Origin of the sequence: Providencia sp. PROV109 (assembly GCF_033681625.1) — a bacterium.
In the GTDB taxonomy this organism is placed as follows: domain Bacteria; phylum Pseudomonadota; class Gammaproteobacteria; order Enterobacterales; family Enterobacteriaceae; genus Providencia; species Providencia hangzhouensis.
Map to the genome: position 1 here is coordinate 4,298,558 of NZ_CP096320.1, position 22,806 is coordinate 4,321,363.

At 40.5% G+C, this 22,806-nt stretch carries 21 protein-coding genes and 1 riboswitch; of the genes, 16 read left to right on the top strand and 5 right to left on the bottom strand.

From position 1 onward, the window contains the following. Nucleotides 1-183: 183 nt before the first annotated feature. From M1F25_RS20020 to M1F25_RS20095, 16 genes are all read left to right on the top strand, one after another. Nucleotides 184-1,236, top strand: coding sequence for an ABC transporter substrate-binding protein (locus M1F25_RS20020; RefSeq protein ID WP_181488811.1), 1,053 nt, complete (start codon nucleotides 184-186; stop codon nucleotides 1,234-1,236). Nucleotides 1,237-1,264: 28 nt separating this feature from the next. Continuing rightward, nucleotides 1,265-2,080 carry an alkaline phosphatase family protein gene (locus M1F25_RS20025; RefSeq protein WP_181488813.1) on the top strand — a complete coding sequence of 272 codons (816 nt, stop codon included), beginning with the start codon at nucleotides 1,265-1,267 and terminating at the stop codon, nucleotides 2,078-2,080. Beyond that, the gene (locus tag M1F25_RS20030; RefSeq protein ID WP_144140724.1) at nucleotides 2,080-2,982 is read left to right on the top strand and encodes an ABC transporter permease; all 903 of its coding nucleotides are present in this window, start codon (nucleotides 2,080-2,082) and stop codon (nucleotides 2,980-2,982) included. The genes M1F25_RS20025 and M1F25_RS20030 overlap by 1 nt, the downstream gene beginning before the upstream one ends. Beyond that, a complete protein-coding gene (locus M1F25_RS20035) occupies nucleotides 2,972-3,802 on the top strand; it encodes an ABC transporter permease (RefSeq protein WP_094962817.1) in 831 nt (276 codons plus the stop codon). Before M1F25_RS20030 ends, M1F25_RS20035 begins: the two co-directional genes overlap by 11 nt. Further along, complete coding sequence (locus tag M1F25_RS20040) at nucleotides 3,802-4,818, top strand: ABC transporter ATP-binding protein (protein WP_036958879.1); 1,017 nt, start codon at nucleotides 3,802-3,804, stop codon at nucleotides 4,816-4,818. Before M1F25_RS20035 ends, M1F25_RS20040 begins: the two co-directional genes overlap by 1 nt. 18 nt (nucleotides 4,819-4,836) lie before the next feature. Beyond that, nucleotides 4,837-5,499 (top strand): HAD family hydrolase, encoded by a 663-nt coding sequence (locus tag M1F25_RS20045; protein ID WP_181488815.1) that lies wholly within the window; start codon nucleotides 4,837-4,839, stop codon nucleotides 5,497-5,499. 374 nt (nucleotides 5,500-5,873) lie between these two features. Beyond that, nucleotides 5,874-5,986: riboswitch (TPP riboswitch) on the top strand. A 144-nt stretch (nucleotides 5,987-6,130) separates the two neighbouring features. Beyond that, nucleotides 6,131-8,104, top strand: coding sequence for a phosphomethylpyrimidine synthase ThiC (thiC, locus tag M1F25_RS20050; RefSeq protein ID WP_136135115.1), 1,974 nt, complete (start codon nucleotides 6,131-6,133; stop codon nucleotides 8,102-8,104). After that, the gene (gene thiE / locus M1F25_RS20055) at nucleotides 8,088-8,789 is read left to right on the top strand and encodes a thiamine phosphate synthase (protein ID WP_228677528.1); all 702 of its coding nucleotides are present in this window, start codon (nucleotides 8,088-8,090) and stop codon (nucleotides 8,787-8,789) included. The genes thiC and thiE overlap by 17 nt, the downstream gene beginning before the upstream one ends. A gap of 75 nt (nucleotides 8,790-8,864) precedes the next feature. After that, entirely contained in the window at nucleotides 8,865-9,623 is a 759-nt protein-coding gene (locus M1F25_RS20060) for a HesA/MoeB/ThiF family protein (RefSeq protein WP_096865030.1), read from the top strand. Then, nucleotides 9,611-9,811 carry a sulfur carrier protein ThiS gene (gene thiS, locus M1F25_RS20065; protein ID WP_004264499.1) on the top strand — a complete coding sequence of 67 codons (201 nt, stop codon included), beginning with the start codon at nucleotides 9,611-9,613 and terminating at the stop codon, nucleotides 9,809-9,811. Before M1F25_RS20060 ends, thiS begins: the two co-directional genes overlap by 13 nt. 2 nt (nucleotides 9,812-9,813) lie before the next feature. Beyond that, nucleotides 9,814-10,584, top strand: a complete 771-nt coding sequence (locus M1F25_RS20070) for a thiazole synthase (protein ID WP_004264496.1) — start codon at nucleotides 9,814-9,816, stop codon at nucleotides 10,582-10,584. After that, the gene (gene thiH / locus M1F25_RS20075) at nucleotides 10,581-11,702 is read left to right on the top strand and encodes a 2-iminoacetate synthase ThiH (RefSeq protein ID WP_181488817.1); all 1,122 of its coding nucleotides are present in this window, start codon (nucleotides 10,581-10,583) and stop codon (nucleotides 11,700-11,702) included. Before M1F25_RS20070 ends, thiH begins: the two co-directional genes overlap by 4 nt. Before the next feature lie 331 nt (nucleotides 11,703-12,033). Further along, complete coding sequence (locus M1F25_RS20080) at nucleotides 12,034-13,836, top strand: arylsulfotransferase family protein (protein ID WP_181488819.1); 1,803 nt, start codon at nucleotides 12,034-12,036, stop codon at nucleotides 13,834-13,836. A 12-nt stretch (nucleotides 13,837-13,848) separates the two neighbouring features. Continuing rightward, nucleotides 13,849-14,607: an ABC transporter permease gene (locus M1F25_RS20085; protein WP_112307480.1), complete on the top strand. Its 759-nt coding sequence runs from the start codon at nucleotides 13,849-13,851 to the stop codon at nucleotides 14,605-14,607. A gap of 2 nt (nucleotides 14,608-14,609) precedes the next feature. Then, nucleotides 14,610-15,377 carry an ABC transporter ATP-binding protein gene (locus tag M1F25_RS20090; protein ID WP_228677527.1) on the top strand — a complete coding sequence of 256 codons (768 nt, stop codon included), beginning with the start codon at nucleotides 14,610-14,612 and terminating at the stop codon, nucleotides 15,375-15,377. A gap of 12 nt (nucleotides 15,378-15,389) precedes the next feature. Next, a complete protein-coding gene (locus tag M1F25_RS20095) occupies nucleotides 15,390-16,391 on the top strand; it encodes an ABC transporter substrate-binding protein (protein ID WP_004264481.1) in 1,002 nt (333 codons plus the stop codon). Nucleotides 16,392-16,471: 80 nt separating this feature from the next. On the opposite strand, the gene M1F25_RS20100 is transcribed toward M1F25_RS20095, so the two are convergent. The 5 genes from M1F25_RS20100 to M1F25_RS20120 form a co-directional block, all read right to left on the bottom strand. After that, entirely contained in the window at nucleotides 16,472-17,773 is a 1,302-nt protein-coding gene (locus tag M1F25_RS20100; protein ID WP_165880437.1) for a uracil/xanthine transporter, read from the bottom strand. A gap of 236 nt (nucleotides 17,774-18,009) precedes the next feature. After that, nucleotides 18,010-18,591, bottom strand: coding sequence for a DJ-1/PfpI family protein (locus M1F25_RS20105; RefSeq protein WP_094962827.1), 582 nt, complete (start codon nucleotides 18,589-18,591; stop codon nucleotides 18,010-18,012). Between the two features lie 87 nt (nucleotides 18,592-18,678). Then, nucleotides 18,679-19,533 carry a tagatose bisphosphate family class II aldolase gene (locus M1F25_RS20110; protein ID WP_036958871.1) on the bottom strand — a complete coding sequence of 285 codons (855 nt, stop codon included), beginning with the start codon at nucleotides 19,531-19,533 and terminating at the stop codon, nucleotides 18,679-18,681. Nucleotides 19,534-19,648: 115 nt separating this feature from the next. Further along, nucleotides 19,649-21,115 (bottom strand): DUF2264 domain-containing protein, encoded by a 1,467-nt coding sequence (locus M1F25_RS20115; protein WP_181488821.1) that lies wholly within the window; start codon nucleotides 21,113-21,115, stop codon nucleotides 19,649-19,651. 63 nt (nucleotides 21,116-21,178) lie between these two features. After that, nucleotides 21,179-22,786 carry a sulfatase gene (locus tag M1F25_RS20120; RefSeq protein ID WP_181488823.1) on the bottom strand — a complete coding sequence of 536 codons (1,608 nt, stop codon included), beginning with the start codon at nucleotides 22,784-22,786 and terminating at the stop codon, nucleotides 21,179-21,181. Nucleotides 22,787-22,806: the final 20 nt, after the last annotated feature.

The window sequence follows — 22,806 nt, forward strand, 5'->3', positions numbered from 1 at the left end:
TTGGCGCAATGTCATTCAAACGTTTGTTTCATTATTTTTCATTATCAATTTTGACACTTTTTAGACGTTCCATTCCATAAAATGTCTAAAAACTGTCATAAAAGGGTCAACTAACTGTCACCTCTTAAAATTAGGATGCTAAGTAACCAATACGGTTCACCGTTCTTCAAAAGTGAGAAAATAATGAAAACTATCGTTCCTGCGATTTTACTATCATTGACTGCATCCAGTGTGACATTAGCTGCTGATGCTAATTTAGCAGAGTTAATCGATGCAGCGAAAAAAGAAGGGCAAGTTTACAGCGTTGGAATGCCTGACTCTTGGGCTAATTGGAAAGGAACTTGGCAAGACTTAGCGACGCAATATGGGTTGAAGCATCAAGATACCGATATGAGCTCCGCCCAAGAAATTGCCAAATTTGCCGCAGAAAAAAATAATGCGACCGCAGATATTGGTGATGTAGGTGCCTCTTTTGGGCCTGTTGCCGTGCAAAAAGGTGTGACTCAACCTTATAAACCAACAACTTGGGCACAAATTCCTGATTGGGCAAAAGACAAAGACGGCCATTGGGCTTTAGCCTATACAGGGTCAATTGCTTTTATGATTAATAATGATCTAGTGAAAGATGCGCCGAAAAGCTGGGATGACCTATTAAAAGGGAAATATAAAGTCACCGTTGGGGATGTTGGAATCGCTGCACAAGCCAATAATGCTGTACTGGCCGCCGCATTTGCCCGTGGTGGTGACGAAAATAACCTAAAACCTGCCATTGAATTTTTTGCTGAACTCGCCAAACAAAAACGCCTATCCGTTAATGACCCAACTGTCGCAAATATCGAAAAAGGTGAAGTCGAAGTTGGCATCTTATGGGACTTTAACGCACTGAATTACCGTGATCAAATCAACCGTGATCACTTTACTGTCGTGATCCCATCTGACGGTTCTGTCATTTCAGGTTACACCACTATCATCAATAAATTTGCCAAAAACCCAAATGCAGCAAAATTAGCTCGTGAATTTATTTTCAGTGACAAAGGCCAATTAAACCTTGCTGAAGGCTACGCTCGGCCAATTCGTGCACAATATCTAACATTACCTGACGATATTAAAGCCAAATTATTACCAGAAGAACAATATAAAAATGTTCAGCCAATTAAAAATGCAGATGGCTGGGAAAAATCGTCCCGTAATCTCCCTAAAATGTGGCAGCAACAAGTTTTGATCCACCAGCAGTAATTTAATGTATTGATTTTAGGAAAAGTTAATGTCTGAGAAAGTCATACTTGTTGTCCTAGACGGTTTAAGTTATTCAGTAGCCCATCATTGTATGGGCTATCTTAACGGCTTAATCAAAGCCGACAGTGCAACACTTTACCAATTAGAGTGCAAGCTTCCTTCGATGTCTCGCCCTTTATATGAGTGCATACTAACGGGAGTTCCTCCTGTCAAAAGCGGTATTGTGAATAACCAAATTATCCGTTTATCCCATTTTGACAGCATATTCTCTCTCGCGCGCCTTGCCGGCAAAACGACCGCCGCCGCCGCTTATTATTGGGTGAGTGAGCTGTATAACCGAGCGCCTTTCGTCGCAACAAGAGACCGTTTTACTCACGATGAATCGCTAGCTATCCAGCATGGCTGCTTTTATCAAGCAGACCATTACCCTGATGATCACTTATTTGTCGATGCGGAATATTTACGCACTCAATTTAACCCTGATTTTTTATTGATTCACCCTATGAATATAGACGACACCGGGCACAAGTTCGGTTTTGATTCGCCGCAATATCGTAATGCAGCACGCCATGCAGATATCATCCTGTCGAATTATATTCCCACATGGATTGAGCAAGGTTATCAAATCCTGATCACTAGTGATCATGGGATGAATAATGATCGTAGCCACGGAGGGACACTTCCTGAAGAGTGTTTAGTCCCATTGTTTGTCGTCGGTTCGCAATTTTCTCATCAACCCTGCGATATTGAGCAAACCGCGATTTGTGGAACCATCTGTCGTTTACTTGGTGCCAACTCTCTGGATAAACCTGTTTGTGATGCACTATTACGAGGAGGTTTGTAATGGCTGATATCCCTGCTTCCTGTGAGCAGACATTCCAACCACAGGGAAAAATTGCCATGTTAAAAAAACGCTTTGCTCGTTTTCATTGGCGCGCTGCACTGCTACTGCTACCATTCTTTGTACTATTTAGTTTATTCCAAATCGCCCCAATGATTTGGGTGCTCATTAATAGCTTTATCTACGAAGAAGCATGGTCATTAGGTAACTATCTTGAAGTATTCAATAATGATTTTTACTTGCAAGCGTTTGAAAATACCTTATGGCTTTCCATTAGTTGCAGTGTAATTGGCTTATTCATTTCGAGTATCACGGCATTTTCCATTTATAAAATGCAAGGGAAAATTCGCCGGATAATGATTTCCTTCACCACCATGGCCAGTAATTTCAGCGGTGTTCCTCTTGCTTTCGCATTCATTATTATTTTGGGCTTCAATGGGGCGATTACCTTGCAACTCAAGTCATGGGGGATTATCGAAGATTTCAATATCTATAGCGCCAGCGGGTTAATGCTGTTGTATGTATATTTTCAGATCCCATTAGGTGTTCTGTTGCTTTATCCCGCCTTTGACGCACTAAAACCTGAATGGGAAGACGCAGCAAAAACGATGGGAGCAAGCAAACTAACCTATTGGCTAAAAGTTGCTATTCCGGTGCTTTCCCCTGCTCTACTTGGCACCTTTATTATCCTAATTGCTAATGCAATGGGCGCATACGCCAGTACCTATGCGTTAACAAGTGGTAATTACAACCTTGTGACTATCCGAATTGCCAGTTTAGTTTCCGGTGATTTATTTCTCGAGCCGAATATGGCTGCGGCTTTATCAATGCTACTTATCACTATCTTAGCTTTTATCACGGCTATCCATCATTGGTTAATCAAGCGGAGCTACCATGCAAAATAATAATGCGATTAGCCCAGTTATAACCAATAGCAATAAACCCTCTGGATTATTGCTTCATAAGTTAGTACTAATCAGTGTTGCTAGCCTATTAGCGCTACCTATTATTGCCACATTTTTGTATTCCATCGCCAGCTCTTGGGGAGCCACTGTGCTACCTGATGCCTTGTCGATTAAATGGTATCTACAATTGTGGCAAGACCCGCGTTTTCTCATGGCATTTGGTCGTTCATTAATAATTTGCTTTGGTACGTTACTGGTTAGCACATTAATTATTTTACCCATGACGTTTGCGGTATTTTATCGGTTCCCCAAACTCAAAGGGATGATGGATTTACTCATTATTTTGCCTTTTGCGATCCCGCCTGTGGTCTCATCGGTTGGCTTGCTGCAAATATTTGCTGATGAACCATTCATGTTGGTTGGTACACCTTGGATCCTGATTGGTACTTATTTCACCATCACGTTACCTTTTATGTATCGTGCTCTTGCGAATAGCTTTCAAGGCATTAATTTACATGACTTAATAGATGCCGCGCATTTACTCGGTGCCAGTACCTTCCAAGCCTTTATGATGATTGTGTTACCCAATATTCGCAAAGGTATGTTGGTCTCATTATTAATTTCATTTTCATTTTTAATGGGTGAATTTGTGTTTGCCAATATCCTTGTGGGAACACGTTATGAAACCTTGCAAATCTATCTTTTCAATATGCGACAAACCAGCGGGCATTTCACTTCTGCTCTGGTGATGTCATATTTTCTGTTTACCTTGTTGCTGACATGGTTAGCAATGCGATTAAATCGTTCAGGAGATGAATGATGAGTTATGTTATTGCGGAAAATTTAGCCAAGTCTTTTGGCACTAATCAGGTATTTGCTGATATTCAATTTACTATCGAAAAAGGCGAATTTATTACCCTACTTGGGCCAAGTGGTTGCGGAAAATCGACTTTATTACGCTGTATCGCAGGGCTTGAACAACTTAATGATGGCGAACTTTATATTAATCGCCAGAATGTAACCCACCAAGCCGCACAGCAACGCGGTGTTGGCATGGTGTTCCAAAGTTATGCGTTATTTCCCAATATGACTGTGGTTGACAATATCGCGTTTGGTTTAAAAATGCGTAAAATTGATAGCCAAGCCAGATCTAAAGCAGTCGCTGAAGTGATTGAATTAGTTGAGTTACAAGGAAAAGAACAACAATTTCCCCATCAACTATCAGGGGGACAACGCCAACGAGTAGCACTCGCAAGAGCATTAGTGATGAAACCGCAAATTTTGTTACTTGATGAGCCGCTTTCCGCTCTTGATGCACGGATTCGCAAGCACTTACGCCAGCAAATTCGCCAAATTCAACGTGAATTAGGCTTAACCACCATTTTTGTTACTCATGATCAAGATGAAGCGATGATCATGTCCGATAGGATCTTTTTGATGAATAAAGGGCAGATCGTGCAAAGTGATACGGCAGAGAATATTTATACCCAACCAGCAACAGAATTTGTCGCTCGGTTTATGGGCCATTACAACCTTGTTGATTCCGAAAAGGCCAATACGATGTTAGGCCTTAATTTACAAGGTACACTTGCTATCCGCCCTGAGTCTATATATGTCAAAGAAGCGGGGCGCCAATACGGTAGCCATATTTCTCACCCTGTTGATGCCGTGATATTGGACCATCAGTTGCTTGGCAATATTATTCGTTATAGTGTGAATACCCCTGCAGGTGATATGACGGTGGATTTACTTAACCGCTCATCTGAGCGTTTATTTGAACCTGGAACTCGCCTTGAACTTATGTTTAATAAAAATGAAATTCGCACACTTAGTTAATAAGTAGATAGGAATATAATGCAAAACCGACTGGCCATTTTTGACTTAGATGATACGTTAATTCAAGGTGATAGCAGTGTATTGTGGACACAATATCTGTGGGATAAGCAAATCATTAGCGACCCACAATTTGTGGAGGCAGATAAAGCCATGATGGCGCAGTATAATGCAGGCACTTTGGATATGCCGACTTACCTGCATTTTAACCTACAAACCCTCGCCAATGTAAAAGCTGAGCAAGTGGATATCTGGTTGGATGATTTCGTACAAAACGTGATTTTACCGCGAGTCTACCCTGACGCCATTAGAACGATCGCAAATTATCGAGCTAAAGAGATCCCAATTATTGTGATCTCCGCAACCGTTTCATTTATTGTGAAAAAAATTGCTGCGAAACTAGGTGCGGATGTCGCGATGGGGATCGATATCAAGCAACAAGATGGCTGCTACACCACAGAGATCGACGGTATTCCAACCTTTAAGGAAGGTAAAGTCAAACGCCTATTAGCTTGGGTCCGTCACCAACCGATCACTGACGCCTATGTGTATTTCTACACCGACTCCGCCAACGATCTCCCGATGTGCCAATTCGCCGATGAAGTATTTATTATCAACGGTGACGAACGCCTAACGCAAGCCGCACTCGAACACAATTGGCCACAATATACTTGGGGTTTGTAAGCCCAATTTTAATTTCAAACTTGGTTTTAATTTTGGTTTTAACTAACTAATCTTTTCAAAGGTTCCTCTAAATTATTCGTGCTAGAGGAAGGAGATAAATAGAATTATCCCGATGAGCATACATAAGTATGTGATTCGGGTAAATCTATGAAATCGACGCACCTATCGCGCGAAGAATGACGAGGAAGCACTTATCCCTTGAAAAATAACAAGGAAATAACCTTATTCCATTTTACTTTCCTCTAAATTATTCAAGTGAGAAGAAGGCGGCAAATGAGGATATCCCAAGGAGCATACATAAGTATGTGACTTGGGTAGCCGAGAGCAGCCAACGCACTTATCGCTTGAAGAATAACGAGGAAAGCTTATACTGAAATCTCTTGTCGGAGTGCCTAGCATGCATTTGCATCAGGCTGAGACCGTTAATTCGGGATCCGCGGAACCTGATCGGGTTAATACCCGCGAAGGGAACAAGAGTAATCACTCAGCGTTAGTTTATCACCTCACATTTGGTGAAAAATTAGCCGCAACGTCTTTTTATTACTCCTCCGAACTCCTGACAAGCAACTTTCTTTCGATAAACCCGCTACACATAAAACTGTGATAGCCGTGACAATGTCAGGAAATTGCTATGTCCAATAATACAGAACAAAATATCATCCCTACTGCTGATTTATCGCCACAAGCAGCACCCGCTCGTACCCGTAAAGCTCAACGTGATGCCGCTGAAAATTTTATTAATACCGTTTCTGGCGTTTCGTTTCCTAATTCACAGCGCATTTATTTACAAGGTTCTAGAGACGATATCCAAGTCCCGATGCGAGAAATCCAGCTCTCTCAAACCTTGATTGGTGGCGATAAAGACAACCCACAATTTGAAGATAACGAACCTGTTCCTATCTATGATACATCTGGCCCTTACGGCGACCCAGTTTCTGAATTAAATGTGCATAAAGGCCTTAAAAAAATTCGTGCGCCATGGATAAGTGAACGAGCTGATACCGTACCTGTCGAAAATTTAAGTTCCGATTTTACCCAGCAACGCCTTGCTGATGCAGGTCTTGATCATCTGCGCTTTAACAACCGCCCTCACCCATTAAAAGCCCAAACTAACAAGTGTGTTACCCAATTACACTATGCACGTAAAGGCATCGTAACCCCTGAAATGGAGTTTATTGCAATCCGCGAAAATATGGGGCGTGAACGTATTCGTGGCGAAGTTTTATTGCAACAACATCCAGGCCAAGGCTTTGGCGCAAATTTACCGGAGAATATTACCCCTGAATTTGTTCGCCAAGAAGTGGCGGCGGGTCGCGCCATTATCCCAGCCAATATCAACCATCCTGAATCAGAACCAATGATTATTGGCCGCAATTTCTTGGTTAAGGTTAATGCTAATATTGGTAATTCATCGGTCACCTCATCCATTGAAGAAGAAGTCGAAAAACTGATTTGGTCAACACGTTGGGGGGCGGATACCGTCATGGATTTATCTACTGGCCGTTATATTCACGAAACTCGCGAATGGATTTTACGTAACAGCCCGGTGCCTATTGGTACGGTTCCGATTTACCAAGCGCTCGAAAAAGTAAACGGTGTCGCCGAAAATCTCACGTGGGAAATGTTCCGTGACACATTATTAGAACAAGCAGAGCAAGGCGTCGATTACTTCACTATCCATGCCGGCGTATTACTACGCTATGTACCGATGACCGCCAAGCGCCTAACAGGGATCGTCTCTCGCGGTGGCTCCATCATGGCCAAATGGTGCTTGTCTCATCACCAAGAAAACTTCCTGTATGAGCACTTCCGTGAAATCTGTGAAATTTGTGCCGCTTACGACGTTTCCTTGTCATTAGGGGATGGCCTGCGCCCAGGCTCAATCCAAGACGCCAACGATGAAGCACAATTTGCCGAATTACATACCCTTGGTGAGTTAACCAAAATTGCGTGGGAATATGATGTCCAAGTCATGATCGAAGGCCCTGGCCACGTACCAATGCAAATGATCCGCCGTAATATGACGGAAGAATTGGAACATTGCCACGAAGCGCCATTCTATACCTTAGGCCCACTCACAACCGATATTGCTCCGGGTTATGACCACTTTACTTCTGGTATTGGTGCCGCCATGATCGGCTGGTTTGGCTGTGCAATGTTATGCTATGTCACCCCGAAAGAACACTTGGGATTGCCGAATAAAGACGATGTTAAGCAAGGGCTAATCACTTATAAGATTGCAGCCCACGCCGCTGACCTTGCTAAAGGGCACCCTGGTGCACAGATCCGTGATAACGCCATGTCCAAAGCCCGTTTTGAATTTCGCTGGGAAGACCAATTTAACTTGGCATTAGACCCTGAAACTGCTCGCAAATATCACGATGAAACCTTACCACAAGCCTCTGGGAAAATTGCCCATTTCTGTTCTATGTGCGGACCGAAATTCTGTTCAATGAAGATTTCCCAAGAAGTTCGTGACTACGCGGCACAAAAAGAAGCCGGTATGGAACAGATGTCAGAAGCCTTCCGTGCTCATGGCAGCGAGCTCTACCATGGTGCTGAAATTGTGAACGCAGAGGTGGATGAAAATGCCAAAATTGCCTAGTGCTATATCTATTCCAAATACTATATCTATTCCAAATACTATATCTATCCCAAATAGTCCTTTTCCTGCGACCAAACAACGCCTTGGGCTTTACCCCGTTGTGGATTCCGTTGAATGGATTGAACGCTTGCTTAATGCAGGTGTTTCCACCATCCAATTACGCATCAAAGACAAACCTGATGCCGATGTTCGTGATGATATTCAACAAGCGATTGCGCTAGGAAAAAAACATAACGCACGTTTATTTATTAATGATTACTGGCGCTTAGCGGTCGAGTTGGGTGCTTATGGCGTACATTTGGGCCAAGAAGATTTGGAAACTACCGATTTATTAGCAATCCACCAAGCGGGCTTACGGTTAGGAATATCAACGCACGATGAGCACGAACTGGCTATCGCGAAATCCGTGCGTCCTTCTTACATTGCTATGGGGCATATCTTTCCAACACAAACGAAAGAAATGCCTTCTTCGCCTCAGGGTTTAGAAACGCTTAAAGCCATGGTGGAAGCAACGCCTGATTACCCAACTGTCGCCATTGGTGGAATTTCTATTGATAAAGTCCCTGCAGTGCTAGCAACTGGGGTAGGTAGTGTTGCGCTGGTCAGTGCGATTACCAAAGCCGATGATTGGCGCGCTGCAACAGAAACGTTGTTGGATTTAATTGAGCGAAATACTGCCAACTAGCCAATTTTTAATCACATAACTCGCCCTGCTTTATCATCATAAAACAGGGTGAGTGATGATTTAAGGAATTCAATCATGTTAAGTGACCAAGAATTCATGCGTTACAGCCGTCAGCTACTACTCGAAGACATTAGTCCCGAGGGGCAACAAAAACTCAAAAATAGCAAAGTCCTCATTGTCGGCTTAGGGGGGTTAGGCTCCCCCGCGTCCCTTTATTTAACGGGGGCTGGTGTCGGCGAATTGTGGCTAGCTGACCACGATGACTTGCACGTTTCTAACTTACAACGGCAGGTACTTTACGATACCGATGATATCGGCCAGCCAAAAGCCCAGCTTGCCGCAGATAGGCTGCATCGGCTCAATCCATTGGTAAGAACCCATGTTGTCGCACAGAAGTTGGATGTTGAGACTTTAATTCCTTTAGCTGAACAAGTCGATTTAGTGCTTGATTGCTGCGATAACATGGCCACTCGCCATGCGGTCAATACCGCTTGTGTCATGACCAATACAACCTTAGTTAGCGGTAGTGCGGTTGGGTTTGGCGGCCAATTAATGGTACTTGAACCGCCATTTAGTACTGGTTGCTATGCCTGTTTATATCCAGACAAAGATGAACCCGAGCGCAACTGCCGCACTGCCGGGGTATTAGGGCCTGTAGTTGGAATTATCGGCACGTTACAAGCACTAGAAGCCATTAAATTACTTGTCGGCCTTCCCTCTTCACTGAGCGGTAAATTGCGTTTATTTGATGGGAAACAGCAACAATGGAATACATTGCAATTAACGCCGTCATTGCAATGTCCAATCTGTCGGGAAGAAACATGCATATCATAATTAACGACCAACCTATGGAATTCGACGCCCCACTGACGGTTAATCAATTATTTTCCACTCTCAACCGGCCAATAGTGGGAACTGCACTTGCTATCAACCAAGTGATCATTCCGAAGAGTCAGTGGGATTCACATCTCATTAATGACCAAGACAATATCTTGTTATTTCAAGCTATCGCTGGGGGCTAATAATGTTAAAAATCGCAGATTTAACTTTTCACTCACGCCTGTTTACTGGAACAGGTAAATTTGCCAGCGCCAACCTAATGCAAGACGCCATTGAGGCATCCGGCAGTCAATTGGTGACAATGGCAATGAAACGTATTGACTTACGTGGGCAAGATGATGGTATTTTACAGCCACTGCAAGAATTGGGTGTGAAGCTATTACCGAATACCTCCGGTGCGAAAAATGCCCAAGAGGCGGTATTTGCAGCGCGCCTAGCTCGAGAAGCCCTCGGTACCAATTGGGTCAAACTTGAGATCCATCCAGATATGCGTTATTTGCTACCCGATCCCATCGAGACATTACTCGCCGCAGAGCAGCTCGTTAAAGAGGGATTTGTTGTATTGCCTTATTGCAGCGCAGATCCAGTACTCTGTCGTCGTTTGGAAGAAGTAGGCTGTGCCGCTGTGATGCCATTAGGCTCACCGATTGGCACAAACAAAGGCTTAGCAACTAAAGAAATGCTCCGTATCATTATTGAACAAGCTTCTGTGCCTGTCGTCGTAGATGCCGGAATTGGTGCGCCAAGCCATGCGGCAGAAGCCATCGAAATGGGTGCCGATGCCGTTTTAGTCAATACCGCAATCGCGGTAGCGAAGCAACCTGCACTTATGGCAAAAGCGTTTAAACTCGCGGTCGAAGCCGCTGAGTTAGCTTATCAAAGCGGGTTAGCTGCGCCGAAGCAACAGGCGCAAGCGTCCAGCCCATTGACCCGTTTTTTAGGAGCCTTATCATGATCCCAAGTTTCCAAGAACGCTTACAAGCACTGGATTGGGACGATACAACACTGCGGATAAACAGTAAAACCGCTGTCGATGTGGAACACGCTTTGGCGGCAGATATACTCACACTCGATGATTTTATGGCTCTGCTTTCCCCTGCTGCCCGTCCCTATATTGAGCTGATGGCACAAAAAGCCCAGAAACTCACCCGCCAACGCTTTGGCCATGCTGTTGGCTTTTACGTGCCACTTTATTTATCGAACCTATGCGCAAACGATTGTACTTATTGCGGTTTCTCGATGAGTAATAAAATTAAGCGAAAAACGCTAAATGACGCTGAAATCATCAATGAGTGCGAAACCATTCGCAAAATTGGTTTTGATAGCTTATTACTGGTTACAGGGGAGCACCAAAGTAAAGTGGGTATGGACTACTTCCGCCACACATTCCCCATCATTCGCCCTTATTTCAGTTCGTTAATGATGGAAGTGCAGCCACTAAGCACAGATGAATATAAGGAGTTGAAAACTTTGGGGTTAGACGGTGTGATGGTTTATCAAGAAACCTACCATGAGCCCACGTATCAACTACATCATCTCAAAGGTAAAAAGCAGGATTTTCACTGGCGCCTAGCCACCCCAGAACGTTTAGGAGAAGCAGGTATAGATAAAATCGGCCTTGGCGCGTTAATTGGTTTATCAAACAGTTGGCGTACCGATTGCTATATGGTTGCAGAACATTTGTTGTACTTACAGCAATACTACTGGCAAAGTCGTTATTCTATCTCTTTTCCTCGCTTGCGCCCTTGTGCAGGTGGCGTTGAACCAGCATCACTGATGAATGAAGCCGAATTAGTGCAATTGATTTGTGCTTTTCGCCTACTGGCGCCGAATGTCGAGCTTTCACTCTCAACCCGTGAATCACCTTATTTCCGTGATCACGTGGTGCCATTGGCAATTAACAACGTCAGTGCCGGCTCAAAAACCCAACCGGGGGGCTATGCAGATACCAAAGAAGAGCTAGAACAGTTTTCCCCAAATGATAACCGCAGTGCCGCTCAAGTCGCACATGCCCTTGTGCAAGCCGGTTTACAGCCCGTTTGGAAAGATTGGGATAGTTATTTAGGCCGTTAAATTTTACGGGCTAACGCAATGTTAGCCCGTAAATAACGATCAGTAAATGAATTAACATAATGTATAGTTTAATATCATTCATACTGTGTTACTGATCATAAGATATGAACAATACTCATACCATCACTAGGAAAAAATCAATTATATTTTTAACTTTTTGTATTAATTACGTATTATATTCTTATCACTTAATATTATAAATATAAGCACTTAATAGAACATTACTGTATTGTTCTATTAAGTTATAACACCATAATAAAAAATATTTCAAAAGCCATTACCTTTACACCATTATTCCACATAGAAAAAATTTACTATAGGAATATTTAATATGGGGCATCCAAGTATTTATCCTTCAGGAACTACTATTTTCAATAAAGAAAAAACATTTAGTGGTTATACCCTTTTTAACGCACCAGGAAAAGGTGCGCTATTAATTGATATGAATGGTCGAGAAGTGCATTTATGGCAAGGAGTTGATGGTTTCCCTAATAAAATTTTATCTGGTGGATATTTATTTGGTAGTCATGGTTTGCGATCACCTAAATATGGTGTTCAAGATCAAGTTGATTTAGTTCAATTTGATTGGGATGGTAACATTATATGGTCATTCAATAAATTAGAAAAAATACAAGATCCTAATCAAGAAATAATATGGATGGCAAGACAACATCATGATTTTCAACGTGATGGAAACCCTGTTGGTTATTATTCTCCTACATTAACATCACAAACCCATAGCGGAAATACTCTAATACTATGCCATCAAAATATTTACAAACCTGAAATATCAGATAAATGGCTACTTGATGATATTTTTATCGAAGTAGATTGGCAAGGTAATATTATCTGGCAATGGGCATTTAGCGATCACTTTTCAGAATTAAATTTCAGCGAAGAAGCTAGAAATGTTTTATATCGTGATCCAAATATGCGTAGTGCTGGTGGAGGCATGGGAGATTATCTACATATTAATACCATGTCTCGTATAGGGCCAAATCTACATTATGATAATGGAGACGAACGTTTTCATCCTGATAACATTATTTGGGATTCTAGAGAAGCAAATATAATCGGAATAACTAGTCGAAAAACTGGAAAAATAGTTTGGCAATTAGGACCAGATTATAACGACAAACAAGTTCATCATCTTGGTTGGATTATCGGACCTCATCATGCTCATATTATACCTCATGGCCTCCCAGGTGCAGGAAATATGTTAATTTTTGATAATGGAGGTTGGGCTGGTTATGGAGCACCAAACCCTTCATCTGTATATGGCTTAAAAAATGCATGGAGAGATAGTTCTCGAGTATTAGAAATAAACCCAGTTACTCTCGAAATTATTTGGCAACATGATGCAGAAAAACTAGGTTTTGCATCTCCCATGGATTCGAGTCGATTCTATAGCCCATATGTAAGTAGCGCTCAGCGTCTACCAAATGGTAATACTTTAATTACCGAAGGCTCAAATGGGCGATTGATTGAAATAACAGCTGAACATGAGATTGTGTGGGAATATGTCTCACCTTACTGGCGAGAAGGAAAAAAACGCAATAATATGATCTATCGTGCCTATAGAATCCCTTATGATTGGATCCCTCAATTAGATATACCTGAAGAAAATAGCATAGCACCTCTGGATGTCTCTCAATTTCGATTACCAAATGCAGCCCCTAAAGATACAATTACAGGAGTGTATATCGAAGGGATAATAAAACATAAAATTCCAGATGATGATATCTTATGTATTGCTCGCACTGGAGATAATCATTCCTCCAAAAAATCTGACATATTTTTCTTTTCCGATAAAATATATGAAATAGATAGTGAAACATTCTATTCAATTATTAATGAAAATAAAAATAATTTGATTTTCTTCGGTGCTAATTGGTGCAATAAATGTAAAGTATTGAATGAGTTATTACCTTCATTAGTGAAACTTTACTCAATAAATAAAATCAATTATCTCTCTGTAGATAATTCTGTTGAAATTCTTCAAAAGTATTCACTTAGAAGTATACCTATTATTGCAGTCTCAAATAATGGGAAATTAGTGGATAAACTCGTTGGATTACAGGATACAAAAACATATGTGAGCTTCCTCAATCAATATTTCGATAAAATAAGTTGAGGTTTATATATCATGTTGAAAAACAGTTTTTATTTACTTCTACTTCCAGTCATTATTTTTACAATTTGGTATATTACAACAACAATTGGAGGTGTTTCTCCTGTTATTTTTCCATCTATTCCGCAAGCATGGCATTCTTTGAATTTCCAATTATATTCTGGGCAATTATGGCAAGATTTATCAATTAGTTTATCCCGAGTATTAATAGCCTTTGCTATCGCTGCTATTTTTGCTTTTTTTCTTGGTATTATCATGGCATTGTCGCTACGAACAAACCAAATTTTCAACCTGACATTAAATGCTATACGTCAAATTCCTCCACTAGCATGGATACCATTATTAATTTTATGGTTTGGGATTGGTGAAGTAACTAAAATTATTCTTATTATAAAAAGTGCCTTTTTCCCTATATTACTAAGTACCATCAATGGAATACAAACGACACCTATGACTTATATTGAATTAGGTAATCTTTATCAATTCAATATCTGGCAAAAATTACGAAAAATTTATATTCCATCACTACTTCCCAACCTATTTACAGGTTTAAGGCTTGCAATGGGGTTATCTTGGGCAACAGTCGTTGCAGCAGAAATGATCGCAGCTAACTCAGGTATTGGCTATCGCATCAATGATGCCCGAATTATGCTAGATTCCCCAGTCGTTATAGTGGGTATTCTTGTTATCGGTATAGTCGGTTTATTATTAGATAAGATTTTATTAATTATATCTTATTACCTGCTGCCATGGTTAAGAACAGAAAGGAAATAAATATGCTGTCAATCAAAAATGGATTTAAAAACTTTACTATCAATAATAAGTTACTTCCTGTTTTAGAAGATATTAACCTTCAAGTTCAACAAGGTGAATTTATTGCTATCGTTGGCCATAGTGGTTGTGGGAAAAGTACTTTACTACGCATAATTGCAGGCTTAAACCAATTCAATAGTGGAAGTGTACTATTTAAAAATAAAGAGATAACCGAACCAAATATAGAAAGAGGAATGGTTTTTCAAGAAAATAGGCTTCTACCTTGGTTAACAATTGCTGATAATATCGCTTTCGGATTAGACCATATAGATAAAAAAACGAAGAAAATTCTAGTTGAAAATTATTTAAAACTCGTAAACTTGACTGAGTTTGCTAATGCTTATCCTAAACAACTCTCAGGAGGAATGGCACAACGTGCAGCAATTGCCCGTACAATAATCACCCAACCTGAACTATTGTTATTGGATGAACCGCTTGGCGCACTTGATGCTTTAACCAAAATTGAAATGCAACGAGAGATTTTATCTATCAAACAAGAAAAGCAACTGACGATGATTTTAGTTACCCATGATATTGAAGAGGCAATATATTTGGGAAATCGAGTAATTATAATGTCATCCCGCCCTGGAAACATAAAAAAAATAATTGATATTAATCTTCCTTATCCACGAAATCGAGGTAGTTCTGATTTTGCATATTATAAGAGAATTATTCTTCAAGAATTTTTTGATAATTCTGCAGAACTTTTTTCAAGTGAATATGAAATCTAGAAGGAACATACCATGACATTATTAAATTATATCAAATTTCCTATCATAGTATTAATTTCCTTCATTTTAGTTGGTTGTGGGGATGAAAGGCTACCTGACAGTAAAAATAATGAAAAAATTGTTCGTATTGGTACAGCAGATAATAATGGTCGTTTAAGTGGTTTGCTCGGTTTAGCAAAACAGCTAGGATATCTTGAAGAAGAGCTACAAAAAGTTGATTACCAATATTCCATTTCTGGTTTTGCAGGAGCAGGTCCAGCCGTCAATGAAGGCCTAGCGACAAATGCTATTGATATTGCTGTTTATGCTGATTTTCCGGGAATTATAGCCACATCGAGAGGTGTTCCCTTAAAATTAATCATGTCAGAGGATTCTTCCATCAATGCTAATATCGCAGTAAGAAAAGAGAGCAATATTCACTCGTTAGCTGACCTTAAAGGCAAGAAAGTTGCATTACCACGAGGAACGTATATGCAACGGTATTTCACGCTATTTATTGAACAACAAGGGTATAAATTATCTGACTTCAATATTATTCAAATGACAAATGATGCTGAATCCGCATTATTAAACGGAGCAATTGATGCGATGGTATGGACTGAGCAAAGTACCGCCCGTTTAGAAAATAAATCTCCGACGATTACAACACTTTATTCAACCCGTACTGAACCTGAACTCTCAGGTATTTCTGTTATCGTAGGGCGAGAAGCATTCATAAATCAAAATGAGAAGGTGATTAAAGCAATGAATATTGCTTTATTAAAAGCAAGTAAATATGCGCAAAATAACCCCGATCAGGCAGAAATTTTACTTGCTAAAGAAAGCGATACTAATATTGAAATCATAAAAAAAATACATGATTTTCATAGTATAGATAGTTTTTCTAAACGCTATTCCGTTAATATTACTGATAATGACATCCGTAAGTTAAAGCAAACTCAACAATTTTTGATTGATAACAAAATTATCACTAAGCCTATTGATATAAAAAATTGGGTTTATACTAAAAAATAAACGCCCAAATGAAATCACATCCCTTTTTATTTCTTTTCTAGCAAAGATTTTCCTTCATCTTTGCTTTTTTTATCAAAACATTAAGCTATGTTATCCCACTTGATCGTATTTTCTAAAATAAGTGCCAATATAATGCCCATGAGTAACCCATTACCTAGTAAAGAACTAAACATTGTTGGCAAAGAATTTAATACCGCAGCAGGTGCTGACATCAAAAAGATGCCAATAAAAATAGGTAATGCGAGGCGATAAATATTACGTGCATTCAGTTTCATATCCGCAAGAAATGAAAATGAAGAAAATAGCAGCGGCAAATAAGTCGCTAACATAACCGCGCTACCAATGGCTAACGGCAAAGAGCGGAAAAATTGAGTCAATACCGCAATGCCCCCCACACATAAGAAAATAAGGCTGCCAATAGTAAAAGAGATACGTGAACTGTCTTTTGTTTGAGTAATTAGACCAATAGATGAGACAAACGGTGAAAAAGGCACTACGCCTATCGGCGCTGCTAATATTGTTACAACCCCTGACATCATAAAACTACGCCGATATAAGGATTTAACGGGTAATGAATTGGGATAAAAAACATCAGTTCCTCGCATCGCTCCAAACGTATTGGATGTGTTTAATATTCCAGCCAAAATCGCTGTCAGCACAATACTTATATTGATTTCATCGGATCTACCTAATGGAAATAACACCCATTGCCCTGATGAAACAGGTGATATCGTGCTGCCAAATAACCCACTATAAGCAAGCCATCCGGTAATTGTTCCAATCAATAATGCATATTTACTGATACTCATAGGTAAATAAATGATCATCGCGATGACGAATATCAGTACTGCGAGGGCTAAAAAGAAGACAGGATAATTAACTGTAATATTTTCACTGCCAACACCAAATGGTAGTCCTAACATCCCTTTTAAAAAAATAGTGACCAGTTGAGCACCAAGTAAAAACATAAACACCACAAGCACTCCCGGCTTGAACAAACCAGCTAACCAACCACCAAGACCGCTTAAACCAATAAAAATGGTAATAATCCCAGATAGAAAAATCCCTATAGCCAAGCTCCATCCTATCGTCTCAAGAGAAGTTCCTTGCATAGATTCTGACAAGGTTACGGTTAAAATTGTTGCCCACCACAGCCCAGTTGGCCCTTCCATCACAGAGCGTTTATGGCCTATAAACGCTTGCAACAAGCAAGCCAGAGCCGTTAATAAAAAAGCATATTGGGTTATTACAAACGTGGTTTGTGGTGATAAATGAAACGCAGATTGTAAAGTCGGAGGAATAACAACCGTATTACAAAAGATAAAAAAGAACCATTGAAAACCAGAAATAATATTATTTTTTGTAATAGCAATATTCCGCATATTCATTCCTTACCGGCGATTATATATCTGACCAGCTTAATGTTTATAACGGAAAATTTCTAATTTAAATCCAGCTGTTATAATACTGATAAATTACAATTAATTCTTATCATGATGAGAACTAGCTTCATACACTATTAACTCTGATTTTTGATCATTATTCTGCTATTTCATATTAATAAAGCGGGAAAAAATATCATTCCCGCTTTATTTTTTATCTTGATCACCGATAAAAGTTATAGATAGGGAAGTGGCCAATGTTTAAAATATATATGCTTAGCTTGCCAATCCACTCTATCAACATTGTCAGCCAGCAAATGTTTTGCGACGGTAAATGCAAATTCAAAGCTTACACCAAGCCCTTTTGCACTGATAAGTTTCCCATCAACAACAACATCTTGGTCAACATAGATGCCATCATCAAATTTCTCAGCCAACTTGTCCCCTGTACTATAATGCCTTCCTTCCAGTAACCCATGAGCTGCTAATACTTTCGCACCAGAAGAACATAGCGCACAAATATACTTATCCTCATGTATATGCCGCCGAAGGAAATCAACTACTTTTTCATTCGCATACAAACGGTCAGTTCCTTTTGGCCCACCAGGCATCATCACTGCATCATAAGTATGGGATAACTTTTCGACTAACAGATAATCTGCACTAATTTTAGTACCAAAATACGTATTTAAAATAAGCGAATCCATGCAAGATAAGACATCGACATGAATATCTAACCGACGCATGATATCAATGAAAACGACCGCTTCCCCTTCCTCGAAGCCATCTGCGAGCAAAACAGCAACTTGTTTCATAATATTCCTTTTATTTTCAAAACGATTTATTGCGGACTATCAACAATAAATTTGGGTTATACCCCAGCAAATCTAGATGATTTTTACTTGTTAAAGTGTTCCATCACTTTTGCAAACACGAATTTTATCCATCACCACCGCTTTCATCGCTGCCTTTCCTGGAACCAGATAATGGCGAGGGTCAGTAGCTTCTGGGTTCTCAATGAAATACTGCTTGATTGCATCAGAAAACGCGATTTTTAGCTCTGTCGCGACATTGACTTTACAAATTCCAAGCTCAATACAATGCCTGACATCTGCATCAGGGATCCCCGAAGCACCATGAAGAACTAAAGGCAAATTCGTTTTCTTACGGATTGCGTCCAGCCTAGCAAAATCCAAATGTGGCTCACTTTTATACATGCCATGAGCGGTTCCAATTGCAACAGCTAAGGAATCAATACCAGTTCTTTGAATAAAAGTAATCGCAGCGTCAGGGTCGGTGAAAAGTGCATCTGCGGCATCAACAACTAAGTCATCTTCTTGCCCCCCTAGACGCCCCAGCTCAGCCTCAACTGTGCAGTCCCATTGATGGCAAAAATCAACAACCCGTTTAACTATTTGAATATTTTCTTCAAACGGAAAATGAGAAGCGTCAATCATCGCAGAACGCACACCCGCGGAGACTTTCTGGAAAATATCTGGAATATCTTCATGATGATCTAGATGCAAAGCCACTGGGACTTTATAGCGCTCAGCCGCTTGCTGGCAAATAGCTATCAAGTAGTCACTTCCTGCATAAGAAAACGTACTCGGTGTGCCTGCTAAAATAACCGGAGATGCCATTTCTGCAGCAGTTTCCATAACAACTTGAATGGTTTCTAAATTATGAATATTAAATGCGGGAACTGCATAGCCTCCCAGTTGGGCTCTGTTCAACATATTACGGGTAGATACCAAGTACATAATCGCCTCTAATCTTTCGATTGATTTCGAATAATATTAAACGAAAGAAACAGAAAGGTAAAAGATCTAAATCACATTTCTATTCCTTTCGCACTGAAAGCAAATGAAAGGAAGATTAGAAGTAGTGAGTCATTTTAGAGCTATAACTTGTCACTCCTTTACGTAACAAGTTGTTTTTAGGTCGTTTTGATTGGCCTAGTAGCGTTTCAATTACTTTCTGAGAGAATAATTGTTTCTCTAAGCGGCGCGTCAATGGGGATTGCTGTTTGAGGTAATCTTCACGAAATATCACGGTGACCTCTTGTGTTTCTTTCACACCAATAACCGTTACCGCAATTGATGGTATTTCGAAATGAAAGTCTGAGCTTTCAACTGGCAGTGGGCTACAAGGGCTATCCCAAAGTTGAATTCGATTGCCACAATACAAAGCAATAATTACAGCACGTAATGACCAAAAACTACTCGCAGGACCACTGTAATTATCGACTAGGCGGGCATCATAGCTAAATAAACCTTGAGTTGGCGCTCCCGCTTTTAAGGCACCATGACCAATAAAATAACGCAAAGTACTTTCTAGTGCGTTTTTAGCCTCCCCCACACTCACAGCATCCCCTCCTAAATCAACACCGGCTAATAAAGGCGCGGACACCGCGAGGCGATAACATGCACTGCGGCCAAAAAATGGAATCCCTTGCGGTGTCATAAAATAACGATAATGATGGTTAAACTGATTTAATGAACTACGAATGAATTCATCATCGAAGTGGGGGCAAATTTGGTTCAGCCAATATAATGAATAGTAAAAGCCCCATGCATTATAGTAATCAAAGTTACCTTTCGCACCATCCCGAAACCAGCCATCACCCACGTAAAATTGTTTCACTCTTTCATACCGCCACATTGCAATGGTATCTCGACCTGTGAGAGCTCGGATCACAAATTGCACGGTAAGAGGGAAAAGGTGCCAGTTGTTATCAACGATATCGCAATGATTAACCTGTTCGAACCACTCAATAATGCGTTGTTGCTCAGAGTTATCCAATTTATCCCATACCCACTCACGACTCAACCAGAGAGTCAGCGCTAAATCTGCAGATTCACAAATTTTTTGGTCATAATTTTCAAGCCTTCCCCAATAGCCTTTATGAGCAGGGTCTGTACCATGTAAAAATGCATTTTTGATGATTTCAGAAAGGTCAATTGATGCTAAATTTAACCCATTCAATGTTGCTTTTTGGCTGTGAACTAGCCATGAAGCAAGTAAAGGCAGTACCCTACTAACCCCTTCTAGGGCATCTGTCCGCACCGTTTGCTGGCCTGGGCTGCCAGGATAGTATGCGTGAGAGTAACCCCATGTTTGATAATGAACAAAAGCTTCCGTGGTATAGCGCACTAATAATTCGCAAAGAACTGAAAGTGGCTGATTTTCATCTTGAAAGGCTTTGATGATGTGGTTATCGTTACATTGATAGGCTGACTTTCTAATTAATCTTCGAATGATATTCTCTTTGAATAACTTCTGATAAATTTTTATATCTGGGTGCTCATAAGGCAGCTTTGGGCGTTCAGTCGGTATTGTCATACGTGTTTCTCTATGATGCAAACTGGCGCATCCTTGCGCGCAGATTAGAACAAAAGTTTGTATTTATTTTGCTGATTCAATCAGGACTTGGTAACGGTCTTGTCCCCATACGACAGGTTTTGGTTTATCTTTAATCCATTGATAATAAGCAGATTTCAACTCTTTTACTTTTTCTGGGTATTGAGCTGCTAAATTATTCGATTCGGCTGGATTTTGTTTATCATTGAATAATTGGAGCTGGTTAGAACCATCATCATAAAAATAAAGCGCCCATTCCCCATCACGGATAGCCCATGAGCCTTTCGATAGTTTTTCTAAATTAGGGTTGTTTGGAATTTCTTTGCGTTGATAAGTGATCCATTCATGGTAGCCATGCCAAAAATCTTGGTTTTCTTCGCTGTAATGTTTCGTCCCTGGACCTGTCCAATACAGATAGTCATGTGGTGACTTTTCTGTTTTACCCGTTAATAGTGGCATAATATTTTTGCCTTCTACTTTCATGCTATCGGGTATGGTGATCCCTGCACTTTGTAATGCAGTTGGTAAGATATCAATCGCAGAAACCATCGCATCACTGTGTTTACCTGCGGGAATATGCCCCGGCCAATAAGCAACAAATGGAACGCGTACGCCACCATTAAACATTTGCCCTTTAAAGCCTTTATCCATCGCATTCATTGGCATTGGCGACTCATACACCGCACCATTGTCAGAAATAAAGAAAATTAGCGTATTATCTAATTCACCATTTTCCTTTAGTGTATTGATAATTTTACCAATTCCCTCATCGGCCGCATTTAGCGCAGCAAAATATTTATCGGCTTCAACATTACCAGTATTGAATTTATCCATGTATTTCGCTGGTGAAGCTTCTTCTAATGGGATGTGTGGTACGCTGTATGAAAGATTGATAAAGAAAGGTTTGTCTTTGTGCCCATCAATGAAATTAATGGCTTCATCCGTTAACAAATGCGTGGTATAGCCAGGAGCTGGCACATTTTCACCATTTCGCCACATTGCGGGGGAGTTCCAAAGTGCCGCCCCTGATGCATAGAAACTATATGCATAATCGAAACCTCTTTCATGAGGAGCGAAACCTGGCTCCGGTGTCGAAATCATATTATCGTGATAATCGCGAGTTTGCTTTTCTGGTGCAATTTTAGGTTTTTTCAATACCTTCGCATTATGCCATTTTCCAATACTGGCGGTGGCATAGCCATTTTCTTGGAATAATGCGGGTAATAGTTTGATATCTTGAGGAATACCTAACATCGCATCATCGTTACTGTAAGTACCAAAACTTGCAGGAGAGCGCCCAGTAAAAATACCCGCTCGTGATGGGCCACAAACAGGATGAGCCACAAATGCATTGGTCATCTTAATTCCGCCTGCAGCCATGTCCGCAACATTTGGCATCGCCGTTCTGGCCGCTTCCACCATCTTATTAATATCACCTTGATAACGCTGTGGTGATGGGCGCTGCGCAAGCTCTTTGACATCAAGGCTATCAAGCACAAAATCGAGCTGCCCTGTTCCTAAGTCATCCATAATAATCAGTAAAACATTCGGCTTTTCCGGTGTACCACCTGCATTCGCTGCAATGGGAGGTACTAAGCTACTTGCTGCTATCAGCCCTGCCAATAGGCTTTTCTTCATAGAAGGTAATCTCACAAAAATATCTCCAGATAATA

What these genes read in the sequence shown, in the direction of transcription:
- M1F25_RS20020 (WP_181488811.1), top strand. Translation starts at nt 184, where the DNA reads ATGAAAACTATCGTTCCTGCGATTTTACTATCATTGACTGCATCCAGT.
- M1F25_RS20025 (WP_181488813.1), top strand. Translation starts at nt 1,265, where the DNA reads ATGTCTGAGAAAGTCATACTTGTTGTCCTAGACGGTTTAAGTTATTCA.
- M1F25_RS20030 (WP_144140724.1), top strand. Translation starts at nt 2,080, where the DNA reads ATGGCTGATATCCCTGCTTCCTGTGAGCAGACATTCCAACCACAGGGA.
- M1F25_RS20035 (WP_094962817.1), top strand. Translation starts at nt 2,972, where the DNA reads ATGCAAAATAATAATGCGATTAGCCCAGTTATAACCAATAGCAATAAA.
- M1F25_RS20040 (WP_036958879.1), top strand. Translation starts at nt 3,802, where the DNA reads ATGAGTTATGTTATTGCGGAAAATTTAGCCAAGTCTTTTGGCACTAAT.
- M1F25_RS20045 (WP_181488815.1), top strand. Translation starts at nt 4,837, where the DNA reads ATGCAAAACCGACTGGCCATTTTTGACTTAGATGATACGTTAATTCAA.
- thiC (WP_136135115.1), top strand. Translation starts at nt 6,131, where the DNA reads ATGTCCAATAATACAGAACAAAATATCATCCCTACTGCTGATTTATCG.
- thiE (WP_228677528.1), top strand. Translation starts at nt 8,088, where the DNA reads ATGCCAAAATTGCCTAGTGCTATATCTATTCCAAATACTATATCTATT.
- M1F25_RS20060 (WP_096865030.1), top strand. Translation starts at nt 8,865, where the DNA reads ATGTTAAGTGACCAAGAATTCATGCGTTACAGCCGTCAGCTACTACTC.
- thiS (WP_004264499.1), top strand. Translation starts at nt 9,611, where the DNA reads ATGCATATCATAATTAACGACCAACCTATGGAATTCGACGCCCCACTG.
- M1F25_RS20070 (WP_004264496.1), top strand. Translation starts at nt 9,814, where the DNA reads ATGTTAAAAATCGCAGATTTAACTTTTCACTCACGCCTGTTTACTGGA.
- thiH (WP_181488817.1), top strand. Translation starts at nt 10,581, where the DNA reads ATGATCCCAAGTTTCCAAGAACGCTTACAAGCACTGGATTGGGACGAT.
- M1F25_RS20080 (WP_181488819.1), top strand. Translation starts at nt 12,034, where the DNA reads ATGGGGCATCCAAGTATTTATCCTTCAGGAACTACTATTTTCAATAAA.
- M1F25_RS20085 (WP_112307480.1), top strand. Translation starts at nt 13,849, where the DNA reads ATGTTGAAAAACAGTTTTTATTTACTTCTACTTCCAGTCATTATTTTT.
- M1F25_RS20090 (WP_228677527.1), top strand. Translation starts at nt 14,610, where the DNA reads ATGCTGTCAATCAAAAATGGATTTAAAAACTTTACTATCAATAATAAG.
- M1F25_RS20095 (WP_004264481.1), top strand. Translation starts at nt 15,390, where the DNA reads ATGACATTATTAAATTATATCAAATTTCCTATCATAGTATTAATTTCC.
- M1F25_RS20100 (WP_165880437.1), bottom strand. Translation starts at nt 17,773, where the DNA reads ATGCGGAATATTGCTATTACAAAAAATAATATTATTTCTGGTTTTCAA.
- M1F25_RS20110 (WP_036958871.1), bottom strand. Translation starts at nt 19,533, where the DNA reads ATGTACTTGGTATCTACCCGTAATATGTTGAACAGAGCCCAACTGGGA.
- M1F25_RS20115 (WP_181488821.1), bottom strand. Translation starts at nt 21,115, where the DNA reads ATGACAATACCGACTGAACGCCCAAAGCTGCCTTATGAGCACCCAGAT.